The 10,762-nt window shown below is 64.4% G+C and carries 11 protein-coding genes; 5 read left to right on the top strand and 6 right to left on the bottom strand.

Going from position 1 to position 10,762, the window contains the following annotated elements:
* Positions 1–3 precede the first annotated feature (3 nt).
* Positions 4–417 carry a hypothetical protein gene (locus WIMU1_RS00490; protein ID WP_062794699.1) on the bottom strand — a complete coding sequence of 138 codons (414 nt, stop codon included), beginning with the start codon at positions 415–417 and terminating at the stop codon, positions 4–6.
* A 311-nt stretch (positions 418–728) separates the two neighbouring features.
* On the opposite strand from WIMU1_RS00490, the gene WIMU1_RS00495 reads away from it, so the two are divergent.
* Entirely contained in the window at positions 729–2,516 is a 1,788-nt protein-coding gene (locus WIMU1_RS00495) for a gamma-glutamyltransferase family protein (protein ID WP_062794700.1), read from the top strand.
* Between the two features lie 28 nt (positions 2,517–2,544).
* Here WIMU1_RS00495 and WIMU1_RS00500 read toward each other — a convergent pair whose 3' ends face one another.
* Positions 2,545–3,261: a GntR family transcriptional regulator gene (locus WIMU1_RS00500; RefSeq protein WP_023954986.1), complete on the bottom strand. Its 717-nt coding sequence runs from the start codon at positions 3,259–3,261 to the stop codon at positions 2,545–2,547.
* Positions 3,262–3,299: 38 nt separating this feature from the next.
* Between WIMU1_RS00500 and WIMU1_RS00505 the strand changes: the two genes are divergently transcribed.
* Complete coding sequence (locus tag WIMU1_RS00505; RefSeq protein WP_084247916.1) at positions 3,300–4,190, top strand: dihydrodipicolinate synthase family protein; 891 nt, start codon at positions 3,300–3,302, stop codon at positions 4,188–4,190.
* A 53-nt stretch (positions 4,191–4,243) separates the two neighbouring features.
* Entirely contained in the window at positions 4,244–4,942 is a 699-nt protein-coding gene (locus tag WIMU1_RS00510; RefSeq protein WP_062794702.1) for a YoaK family protein, read from the top strand.
* A 37-nt stretch (positions 4,943–4,979) separates the two neighbouring features.
* On the opposite strand, the gene WIMU1_RS00515 is transcribed toward WIMU1_RS00510, so the two are convergent.
* The 4 genes from WIMU1_RS00515 to WIMU1_RS00530 all read right to left on the bottom strand — a co-directional run bounded on the left by WIMU1_RS00515 (position 4,980) and on the right by WIMU1_RS00530 (position 8,870).
* A complete protein-coding gene (locus WIMU1_RS00515; RefSeq protein ID WP_245969188.1) occupies positions 4,980–5,726 on the bottom strand; it encodes a GNAT family N-acetyltransferase in 747 nt (248 codons plus the stop codon).
* Between the two features lie 32 nt (positions 5,727–5,758).
* Complete coding sequence (locus tag WIMU1_RS00520) at positions 5,759–6,775, bottom strand: NAD(P)/FAD-dependent oxidoreductase (protein ID WP_062794703.1); 1,017 nt, start codon at positions 6,773–6,775, stop codon at positions 5,759–5,761.
* A gap of 461 nt (positions 6,776–7,236) precedes the next feature.
* Complete coding sequence (locus WIMU1_RS00525; RefSeq protein ID WP_062794704.1) at positions 7,237–8,181, bottom strand: manganese catalase family protein; 945 nt, start codon at positions 8,179–8,181, stop codon at positions 7,237–7,239.
* A gap of 182 nt (positions 8,182–8,363) precedes the next feature.
* Entirely contained in the window at positions 8,364–8,870 is a 507-nt protein-coding gene (locus WIMU1_RS00530) for a M15 family metallopeptidase (protein WP_062794705.1), read from the bottom strand.
* An 86-nt stretch (positions 8,871–8,956) separates the two neighbouring features.
* On the opposite strand from WIMU1_RS00530, the gene WIMU1_RS00535 reads away from it, so the two are divergent.
* Together WIMU1_RS00535 and WIMU1_RS00540 are read left to right on the top strand one after the other, a co-directional pair.
* Positions 8,957–9,652, top strand: coding sequence for a response regulator transcription factor (locus WIMU1_RS00535; RefSeq protein WP_062794706.1), 696 nt, complete (start codon positions 8,957–8,959; stop codon positions 9,650–9,652).
* Entirely contained in the window at positions 9,645–10,757 is a 1,113-nt protein-coding gene (locus WIMU1_RS00540) for a sensor histidine kinase (protein WP_062794707.1), read from the top strand. Before WIMU1_RS00535 ends, WIMU1_RS00540 begins: the two co-directional genes overlap by 8 nt.
* Positions 10,758–10,762: the final 5 nt, after the last annotated feature.

Below are 10,762 nucleotides of genomic sequence, written 5' to 3' on the forward strand. Positions count from 1 at the left end.
GACTCAGCGATCGGCGGGTGTGGTGAACGACCCGCGATCGTTGTGCTGCCAAGGCAATTCAGCCTCGCTGGGCGAGGTCTCGAGCAGTTCTACGACGTAGTGGGTGACGGTCTCGTCACCCAGGTTGCGGATGCGGTGAGGATTGAGCGGCTTCGCCGATCCCACGGTCTTGTAGAGGACAAAGCCGGGCTCCGCGTGCTGCGTGATGCCCCATTCGTCGTCACCCAGTTCCTGCCCCTGGGCGTTGCCCGCTGCAGGCCAGATGACGACGTGATCATGGTGGTGCTGATGAAAATCGAACATCCCTCCGGGTTCGAGCGTCATCGACCACACGCGCACTCGATCGTTTTCGAAGATGAGGGTGTCACCGGGCGTCGGGGGAATGGCGGTGCCGGGACGGGTCGGGGTGTCGGCCATGTGAGTTGCTCCTAGCGGGTGGTGAAGTGCTGTATCCAGTGTTGCTGATCAGAACGCAGTTCGTAGTTGGATCCAAGAAATTGAAACAGGATGCAACGGCGACCTTGCCACTTCGCGAACAGCTCGTCAATAGGAACGACCGGTTATCTACGCAGGTAGGCGATGTTTCGAAGACGTTACACCGCCCGATTCGCGGTATGCAGTGGTCGGATGACCGTCGCGAGTTGCCCACGTAGTGAGCGCATCTCCGGTCCTGTATGGCTACTATTCGAGTGAATAGGATCCAATAACGAGTGCCAGCGAGGTTGACGATGCCCTTCACGCCCCCGAGTGAGTTCCTCACCCGCCCAGACCTCAAGGGAACCTTCGGGATGTCGGCTTCGACGCATTGGCTGGCGTCGGGTGCGGCACAGTCGGTGCTGGAACGCGGTGGTAACGCCTTCGACGCAGCCACGGCTGCCGCGTTTGTGTTGCACGTTGTCGAACCGCATCTGAACGGCCCGGGTGGCGACATGGTCGGCATCGTCTCCCCGGTGGGCAGACCGCCGCAGGTGCTGATGGGCCAGGGCCCGGCGCCGGCCGCAGCCTCCATCGCTCACATGCGTCGACTCGGTCTGGACATGGTGCCGGCGTCTGGTGCACTCGCCGCCGCGGTGCCCGGTGCGGTGGATGCGTGGTTGCTGCTCCTGCGCGATCACGGCACCTGGGAGCTGAGCGACATCCTCGATTACGCGATCGGCTACGCCGACAACGGCCACTGCCTGTCAGGACGAGCGTGCGCGGTGATCGCCACCGTCGCCGATCTCTTCTTCGAACACTGGCCGACATCGGCAGCGCTGTGGATTCCCGACGGTCGCGTGCCACTCGCCGACCAGTTGTTCAAGAATCCGGCGTACGCGGCGACTCTTCGACGGCTGATCGCCGCAGGCCGGGACCGACGTTCGCGATCGGAGCGGATAGAAGCCGCGCGTACGGAGTGGGGCTCGGGGTCGATAGCGGCTGAGATCGATGCGTTTGTGCGACAACCGCATCGGCATTCATCCGGGCGGGACCATCGAGGGGTGCTGGCGCTCGCTGACATGGCGGCGTTCAGCGCCTGCTGGGAGCGTCCGGTGGCCTTCGGCTTCCGTGGATCGACCATCCTGAAGTCCGATGCCTGGGGGCAGGGGCCGGTGTTGCTGCAGGCGCTGGCCATCCTCGACGAACTGCCCGACGAGGATGTCGATCCGTCGACCGCGGTGGGCGCACACAATGTCCTCGAGGCGCTCAAGCTGGCCATGGCCGATCGAGAGGCGTACTACGGCGACGGCCTCGACCGGTCGCAGCTCGAGGTGTTGCTGTCACGGGAGTACGCCGCCGTTCGCCGCAAAGAGATTGCGTGGCATGCGTCCACCGAGTTCCGGCCCGGGGTGTGCGGCATCGATCCGTACGTGCCCCCGCTGGTGGAAGCCGCGGGCCAGGCGTCGGGCGGCGCGACCGGCGAACCGACCGTCACCGTCACCGGCGAGACGCGCGGCGACACCTGCCACATCGATGTCATCGACCGGTGGGGCAACGCGATCTCGGCGACTCCCTCGGGCGGGTGGCTGCAGTCGTCGCCGACCATTCCCTCGTTGGGTTTTGCTCTGGGAACACGACTTCAGATGACGTGGCTCGACCCGGCCAGCCCGTCTGCCCTTCGCCCCGGGAAGAGGCCGCGGACCACGCTGACCCCCACCATGGTGATGCGCGATGGATGGGCGGTTGCGGCGCTGGGCACGCCCGGTGGCGATCAGCAAGACCAATGGCAACTCAGTTACCTCCTGCGAACGCTCATCGGTGGCTACACACCTCAGCAGGCGATCGATGCCCCGACCCTGCACACCACGTCGATGCCGGGCTCGTTCTGGCCACGCACCTGGGAACCGGGAGGGGCAGTGGTCGAGGATCGGCTGGGGGAGGCGGTGATCGGGGAACTCGTCGCTCGTGGGCACCACATCACCCGCGCCGGTGATTGGTCACTGGGCCGACTGAGTGTGGTCACCCGCGACCCGTCTTCCGGGGTCCTCGGGTCGGCTGCCAATCCTCGTGGGGCACAGGGTTATGCAGTCGGGCGATGATCGGCGCGGACGGTGGGATCTGTGACGGTCAGGGTGTGAAGGTCTCTTGTGATCGGCTGGTGATGAGTTCGCGTGCCCGGCGGGAGTGTTCGATCATCAGGTCCCGGGCAGCGTCGCCGTCGCGACGGTCGATGGCCTCGACGATGCGTGCGTGCGCGTCGGCGTTCTCGGCCAGCAAGCGTGGGTCGGCGTCAAGTGCCGTCCATGTGAGGTTGCGGGGGATCCGGTGATGCAGCGACGACACCGTCGCGGTGAGTTGAGTGTTCCCGCCCGCGTCCAGGATCGTGTCGTGAAAGGTGGAGTTGGCCTTGACCCAGCGCTTGCGAAGCTCTGCAGGCGTGGACTCCCCGTCGAGGGCAGCCTGCACGACGGCACGGAAATCATCGACGGCCGCGTAGAGAACCTGCAGTTGAGAGTGGGTGATCAACCGGGCTGCCTCGTGGGCGGCGTGCCCCTCGAGCAACGCCCTGACCTCGAAGACCTCGGTCAACTCGCGCAACGACGGCTGACGGGGCCGGGCTCCGCGGTTGGGGACGATCTCGACGACGCCCAGAGCCTGCAGTTGGCCGAGCGCTTCACGGATCGGCATCCGGCTCACGCCGAGTTCTCTGGCAAGCGACTCCTGGCGTATCCAGGTCCCAAAGTTGTACTCGCCGCGGCTGATTCGCTCCGCGATCGTGTCCACGAGCTGCTGGACCAGCGGCGAGGTGGCTCCGGCGGGCTCACCGCCGCCGTTCTGTGCCATCGATTTCCTTCCGCAGACGTCTCGAAGATTGGATCCAGATGAATGCTACTGACTCGGCCGGTGCAGTGTGGGCAATGGTACCCACGCCCTTCACACCAGGCGGCGAACGTATCTGCGAGCAGTCCCTCCGGGCGCTGACCCGCGAAATGCTCGGGCGAGGATGTACGGGATCGATCGCGCTCGGGGTCATCGCCGAACCGGCCTCGCTCTCGCTCGACGAGAAGATGACGGTGCTCGATGTCGTGATCAGCGCATCGCAAGGCGCTCCCGTCATCGCCACGGTCATGTCACTGGACCCGGCGGTCGCGGCGGACGAGGCGACAGCGCTCGGCACACGGTTCGGGACGTCGTTGGCAGGAGTGATGATCCCTGTTCGATCAAGCGACGCCGATGTCGTCAGACGTTCAATTGTTGATACGCACCGCCTCAGCAATCTGCCGGTGATGGTGCAGGATCTGCCGTCGGCCACCGGTGTCCGCATCGACATCGACGATCTGGTCGGTGCACTGGCAGGTCTGGAATCGTCGTTGATGGCGGTCAAAGCCGAAGCACCTCCGTCATTTTCGAGAATCCGCAGACTCCGGGAAGACGTCGGCACCGTGGTCGTTTCCGGCAACGGCGGGATCGGCGTGGTCGACGACTTTCTGGCCGGAGCCCGGTGGGCTGCTGCCGGGATCACGCGTCCCGAGGTACTGGTGCAGGCAGTCAGGCGCATCGAGTCGGGCGACCTCGCGGGTGCACAGCGAATGATCGACTCTGTGGCCTCGCTGATCTCCTACGAGACCCAACCGGGCACGAGCATTGCGATCCGCAAGGAGCATTGGCGACGGCAAGGTGTCATCGCCGACTCGGCTGTCAGGCGCCCTACGATGTCGTACGACCCGGCATTCGACGTCCACAGCGAGCGAATGGGTTTCGCTGCCGGCTGAGCCCACACCGCCCGTTACCGAACTCAGCCCGCCCCTACCAGTTGGAGCACCCGATGACATCCCCGAAAGAACCGGCACTTCTCGACCGCGTCGAAAGGCGGGGCTTGGTCCTGATGTTGGTACTCACGTTTGTCACAGGGGTGGTCGATGCGGTCGGCTACCTGGGGCTGGACCGTGTCTTTGTGGGGAACATGACGGGAAACATCGTCATCCTCGGAATGGGTGTCGCGGGCGCCGACGATCTCCCCGTCCTCGGACCCGCCATTGCGCTCGGCACCTTCGTGATCGGGGCTTTCGCCGCTGGAATGGTGTTGCGGCGCAGGCCGAAGGGTTGGACAACGGCCGTGACAGGTTGCCTTGCTGCAGGTTCGGTGATTCTCGCCGCCGCGGCGACAGCTGCCGCCCTCTTCGACACCGAACACTCTGTGTCGGCTCAGATCTGCGTTGCCGCGGCAACGGCCGCCGCGATGGGCATCCAGGCGTGCGTGGCACGCAAGGTTGCCATCGCAGACATGACGACGGTGGTGGTGACTTCCACCTTGACATCGCTGGCCGCCGAGACATGGACCCGTGGTGGTCGAACTGCTCTGTGGAACCGCCGATTCGGCGCCATCGCAACGATTTTCGTCGGAGCTTTGATCGGTGCCCTGCTACTGGCGGTGAGCGCCGTGGGTGTCGCGCTGGCCGTCGCCGCGGGGTTGTCGGTCCTGGTGACCGTGATCGGGCACTTTCAGCTGCGAGCCTCGGCCTGACGAAGTCACGATTCGGTTCGCAGTGGACTTCCGAGCGTCACTGCTCTTGAGTGTGCGGTGCGGGCGGTATCCGGAAGCCCCGGAATGTGACCTGTTCGCGTACGCGGAAACCGAGTCGTTCATAGAGTGAGACCGCAGCGGTGTTCGACTTGATCACATGCAGGAACGGCCGATCACCGCGAGCCATGATGCCGGCGACAAGCGCGGTCACCAGTTGAGAAGCGTAGCCGCGTCCTTGAGCCCCGGGGGCGGTGCAGACTGCACTGATCTCAGTCCAACCCGGTGGCCGCAGCCGTTCGCCGGCCATCGCCACCAGAGCACCGTTCTCACGAATTCCGATGTAGGTGCCCATCTCTGGGGTCTGCGGGAAGAACGGTCCGGGGCGGGTCAACGCGACGAGGTGGAGCATGGCGGGCAAGTCTTTCGAACCCAGCTCGACCACGTCGACGCTTGTGTGCCCCCTCGGTTCGTCCTCGTCGTAAATCATCTGAAAGCCGTCGAGATGGAACACCGGTTCCCAATCGGTCGGTGGCTCTGCGGTGGAGCTGAGCATGTCGGCGAGCTCACCTGGGCCCACCAACTGTGCGAGATCGTCCCATCTGCGCGGATCCTGGTCACTGTCCACGGCCGCAAAAGTGGCGACGCCGGAACGGTATGTGCTGGCCCGGCCGAATCTGCGCGCGAGATGAGCGTGACGATGCCGCAGTGATTCACCGACTGGGTCCGCCAGCGGGCCGATCTCGCTCACCGGTGTGGAGTTGGTGTTCTTCTCAATACCTGCCACCTCGCGAGTATGCACGACTCCCACCGTGGGGTTCAGTGCACACCGTGGCGCCGATCGCCGAGAATCCTGGTGGTCACCGCTGCCTCGATCTCCCGTGAGAACGACGCCGCCCTGGCTTTGACCGCTGCCTGCGCATCGCTGGAGATGAGGTCGAAGTTGATGGCGGCTGCGGCCCTCATGCCACCGGCGGCCGACGACCCGACCGTTGCCGAGAGGTCGGTGACATTGCCTGCAGCCCAGACACCTTCGATGTCGGTGCGACCCATCTCGTCGGTGGCCACGTAGAGGCCGCCGGACATGTGGTCGGACAGCTTGCCGCCGAGCAACTCGTAGACGTCGGCTCGTGCGACCATCCGCGGCATGACCGTGACGGCCTCGACATCAAAACGTCGTCCGCCGGCCACCTCCACTCCGCGCAGCGTGCCATCTTCGATGACAAGCTGCGTTACTTTCCCTTGCACTACAGACACATTCAGGGCAGCGAGCTGCAACCATTCGCTCTCGCTCGGTTCGGGCATCTCGTGCAGGAACAAGGTGACATTGTCGCTGAGCTGGCGGAACAACAGCGTCTGGTGCACGCTCATGGCTCCGGTGCCGAGCACTCCGAGCTTGCGTCCGCGCACTTCCCAGCCGTGGCAGTACGGGCAGTGCAGCACGCTCGATCCCCACAGCTCGGCCACGCCGGGAATGTCGGGGAGTTCGTCGATGAGGCCCGTCGCCAGCAGGAGCCGGCGGCAGTTGACGGTGTGGCCGTCGGCGAAGTCGACCTCGAAACCGTCGGTGTCGCGTCGGACCGCCGCCACGCTGCCGGTCGTGATCTGCGCGCCGTAGTGCTCTGCTTCGCGTCGCCCCTTCGCCAGCAGCTCGAGTGGTGAGATGCCCTCGTTGCCGAGCAGATTGTGCGCGCCGTCAGCCTTGGCGTTGCGCGGTTCGCCGCCGTCGATGACCAGAACCGTGCGGAGCGACCGCGCCAGCGTCGTCGCTGCGCCCAGCCCAGCCGGCCCGCCGCCGATGACGACCACGTCGTAGAAGTTGTCGGTTGTGTTCATGAATCCTCCTTGAGGTGCTCATCGCCTATCAATGGGCACGGTTTCAGGGTGACTCAGGGTTTGGGGATTCGGCAAGTAATTTTGCTGGTTTGGCAACTTTTAGCTGTTTCGTTCGGAGGAGGGCTGGGTCAGTACCGTGAGCGAGCCTTCAAAGATGCTCAAGACACCGGGCCAAGCGGGGCCGGCAAAGCCGCTCGCGAAACTTGCGTGCGCTCCGTCTGTAGTCCGAGCGTTGGCGGGTTTGCTGAGCGCTCCCGGGTGCCCGCTCGCGAAACTGGGCGTTGCGCCGTCTGTAGTCCGAGCGTGTGCCGGCTGGGTGAGCGCTCCCGGCGGCCCGGTTACGAAACTCGCCTGTGCGCTGTCTGCAGACCGAGCATCGACCAGGACCGCGAGCACCCACCCCACTCAACGACAAAAGGCGACGCGGTGAACACCGCGTCGCCCCTGCTTTGTCGTGCTGGTTACTTGGTCTTCGGGTCGTCCGCTGCAGCGATCTCGACTTCGGCTGTGGCCTGGATCAGCGCCAGCAGTTCCTTGTCGAGGCCGGGTGCGAACTCTTCCTTGCGTTCCGGCGCGATGGTCATGGGGAAGCCTTCGGGCATCACGGCGGTCGACAGTTCGGTTCCGTCGTTGGACGGCGACGCTCCGCGGTAGAGCTTCGCAGCTTCACTCTGGTCGTCGGCGCTGAACGTGTACTGGATGCTCTGCAAACCCTTGTCGAGGAGCTTTTTCACCTCGGGGAACGACTCCGCGTTCGTCTTGGGGATCGGCAGCACCTTGCCCCAGTTCACGCCGAGACTTTCCAGCGCCTTGGCGAAAGCGTTCTCGTGGGCCTGATCGCGCACGATCAGATAAGAAATCGTCGAACGCGCCGCTTTGTTGTCGGTCATCTCGTAGATCCGGCATTTCTGCAGTCGACCGGTCGACTCCAACATCAGGTTGTATAGCAGGTCGAGGACCAGGTTTCCGCTGTTGTAGACATACGACCCCAACCACGGGTTGCCGGCGGCGTCCACCGGCAGCGCACCCTGTGCGCCCACCAGGTAATGGTGGATATTGCTGGTGTCGAGAGCGATCTTCAGCGGCGTCGCGCCCTTGGCGCCCGGCTTGTCGACGGGATCGGTCTTTTTGCCGTTGTACTCAGGCGACCCGTCCAGAAGGCGGGAAATTGTGGTTCCGATCAGCTCGACGTGGCTGATCTCCTCGGTCCCCACGCCCTGGAGCAGGTCTTTGTATGCCTTGGACGACGCATCGCCGCGGAAGTTCATCGACTGGAAGAGGTACTGCATCATCGTGCGCATCTCGCCGAACTGACCACCCAGACCCTCTTGCAGCGCGTTCGCGGCTGCGGGATCGGGCTCGTCGATGGCGATCTCATTGATCAACTGCTGTGTGTGCAAGTACACGATTTCTCCTCAAGATTATTTCGGTGAAACGACCGGAAAACATAAACTGAATGCATTTGTTCACCGACTCAAAGCGGGCGGAAACGGCGTCTTTGTATTCGCCCACCGCATTCGGAGCAACCGGTCAGTCGTCTAGTACCCATGTAATTTCAGATCAAACCGACGTGTCCGTATTAGGGATGTCAAGCGTTCAACCGCGGGTCGTACGTGGGGTCCGGATACATTGCGGGGGAGCCGTTCTCAATTGCGTCGAGGCGCAATTCGAAGTGCCACGGCTCGTTCTGATAGATCCGGCACAGCCCGTACCGTGCACCGTGTGTGGACAGCCACGCCGCTGCCCGCGGGGGGCCGATGTCGATGGCGTCTCCGGAGACATGTGCCGATCTCTCCGGCGTGGCGACCCACCGTGCCGCCTCTGCGCGCGAGCCGAACTTCAAGACCGCGTCCCGAAGGAGCTGCGCCTGATAGGCCGGTGAACGCCATCCGCTGTTGACCTGGAGGTCGATGCCTTCGGCTGCCGCGTCAACGGCCGCTCTGCGAACGGCACGGAGGAGGTCGCGGTGGACGTTGGCCACACCCGGAAGGTGCTCGTCGAACACGGAGGTGCCTGGGGGCAGGACTCCGTCATCCTCGGACAGGACGCGGTGGCCGGTCGTCGCGCTGGTAAGTGCCGGTGCGGTGCGGGTCATGTTCCCAGTGAAGGAACTCCCGTGTTGCCAGCGTGTATGTGCTTTTCGGTATGTCGACGATATGCGGCGGCTCGTAGCATCAACGAATGCGTGTTTTGGTGGTCGAGGACGAACCGTTGATGGCCGAGGCCATCCGGGATGGGCTGCGCCTTGAGGCGATTGCCGCCGATACTGCCGGTGATGGCGACACCGCTCTCGAGCTGTTGAGCATCAACTCCTATGACATCGCTGTGCTCGACCGCGACATCCCCGGGCCGTCCGGCGATGAGATCGCCGAGAGCATCGTCGCTTCCGGCAGCGGGATGCCGATCTTGATGCTGACGGCGGCTGACCGGCTCGACGACAAGACAACCGGGTTCGAGCTGGGCGCCGACGACTACCTCACCAAGCCGTTCGAACTGAAAGAGCTCGTGCTCCGGCTCCGCGCGCTCGACCGCAGGAGGACACGCAACAGGCCGCCCGTACGGGAGATCGCGGGGCTGCGCGTGGACGCATTCCGCCGTGAGGTCTACCGGGACGGCCGGTATGTGGCGTTGACCCGCAAGCAGTTTGCTGTGCTCGAAGTCCTCGTCACCGCTGAAGGAGGTGTGGTCAGCGCCGAAGAACTCCTGGAGCGGGCATGGGACGAGAATGCCGACCCCTTCACCAATGCGGTGCGGATCACGGTCTCGGGATTACGGAAGCGGCTTGGTGAGCCCTGGCTGGTCGCCACCGTGGCGGGAGTCGGGTATCGGATAGACACGGCGGCGGGCACGGACGACGTAGGAGAAGGACGTGGATAGGAAGCCCGGGTTGAGTGTCCGACTCAAACTCACTCTCAGCTACGCCGGGTTCCTCATGCTCGCGGGAGTTCTGCTGCTCGGTGCAGTGCGGGTGTTCCTGCTGCGCTACGTACCGGAGGTGACCGAGATGAACTCGGGCGGCATGCCGAGGATGCCGGGGTCCGGCCCCGATCGCTCCGACCTGGAGGACGCTTTCATACCCAAGGCCGCCGCCGCGATGGCGTTCCTGCTCGTGTTCGGCCTCGTGGGAGGCTGGATCCTCGCCGGACACATGTTGGCACCGCTGACGCGGATAACCACCGCCACCCGGCTGGCCGCGGGTGGGTCACTGTCCCACCGGGTTGCACTCGAGGGCCGCAACGACGAGTTCCGCGAACTCGCCGACAGCTTCGACGCAATGCTCGCCCGACTCGAAGCGCACGTCGCGGAACAACAACGGTTCGCCGCCAACGCTTCTCATGAGCTGCGCACTCCACTGGCCATCACACAGACCCTTCTCGATGTGGCACGCAGCGACCCGAACCGCGACACCGGAGAACTGATCGACCGCCTCTATTTTGTCAACTCGAGGGCGATAGATCTCACCGAAGCGCTCCTCCTGCTCAGCCGCGCCGACCAGCGCGTGTTCAGCCGGGACCACGTCGACGTGTCCCTCATCGCCGAGGAAGCCGTCGAAACCCTTCTTCCCCTTGCAGAAGACCGTGGCCTGACCATCGAGACCGTCGGCGACATCGCTCCCACCACCGGTTCACACGCACTGCTGCTCCAAATGGTGACCAACCTGGTTCACAACGCGATCGTTCACAACCTGTCCGAATCGGGCACGGTGTGGATCAGCACGAGTGTCGGACCCGACGCGGTTGTTCTCACGGTGGACAACACCGGCGACAAGCTCACCGCTCGAGCGGTTTCCACGATTACCGAGCCATTTCAGCGGGGTACCGCCCGTGTTCGAGACGGCCACGCGGGTGTGGGTCTCGGACTGGCCATCGTCAAGAGCATCGCCCACGCACACGACGGAACGCTGACCCTCACGCCGCGGCCGGCCGGAGGCCTGCGCGTCATCGTCCGATTGCCAGCGGCAGGTGAGCGCATCGTCAGGTGAAGTCG

The sequence above is a fragment of the Williamsia muralis NBRC 105860 genome (genome assembly GCF_001598915.1).
In the GTDB taxonomy this organism is placed as follows: domain Bacteria; phylum Actinomycetota; class Actinomycetes; order Mycobacteriales; family Mycobacteriaceae; genus Williamsia; species Williamsia muralis.

Coding starts and splice junctions, on each gene's coding strand:
- WIMU1_RS00490 (WP_062794699.1), bottom strand. CDS start 417: ATGGCCGACACCCCGACCCGTCCCGGCACCGCCATTCCCCCGACGCCC.
- WIMU1_RS00495 (WP_062794700.1), top strand. CDS start 729: ATGCCCTTCACGCCCCCGAGTGAGTTCCTCACCCGCCCAGACCTCAAG.
- WIMU1_RS00500 (WP_023954986.1), bottom strand. CDS start 3,261: ATGGCACAGAACGGCGGCGGTGAGCCCGCCGGAGCCACCTCGCCGCTG.
- WIMU1_RS00505 (WP_084247916.1), top strand. CDS start 3,300: ATGAATGCTACTGACTCGGCCGGTGCAGTGTGGGCAATGGTACCCACG.
- WIMU1_RS00510 (WP_062794702.1), top strand. CDS start 4,244: ATGACATCCCCGAAAGAACCGGCACTTCTCGACCGCGTCGAAAGGCGG.
- WIMU1_RS00520 (WP_062794703.1), bottom strand. CDS start 6,775: ATGAACACAACCGACAACTTCTACGACGTGGTCGTCATCGGCGGCGGG.
- WIMU1_RS00530 (WP_062794705.1), bottom strand. CDS start 8,870: ATGACCCGCACCGCACCGGCACTTACCAGCGCGACGACCGGCCACCGC.
- WIMU1_RS00535 (WP_062794706.1), top strand. CDS start 8,957: ATGCGTGTTTTGGTGGTCGAGGACGAACCGTTGATGGCCGAGGCCATC.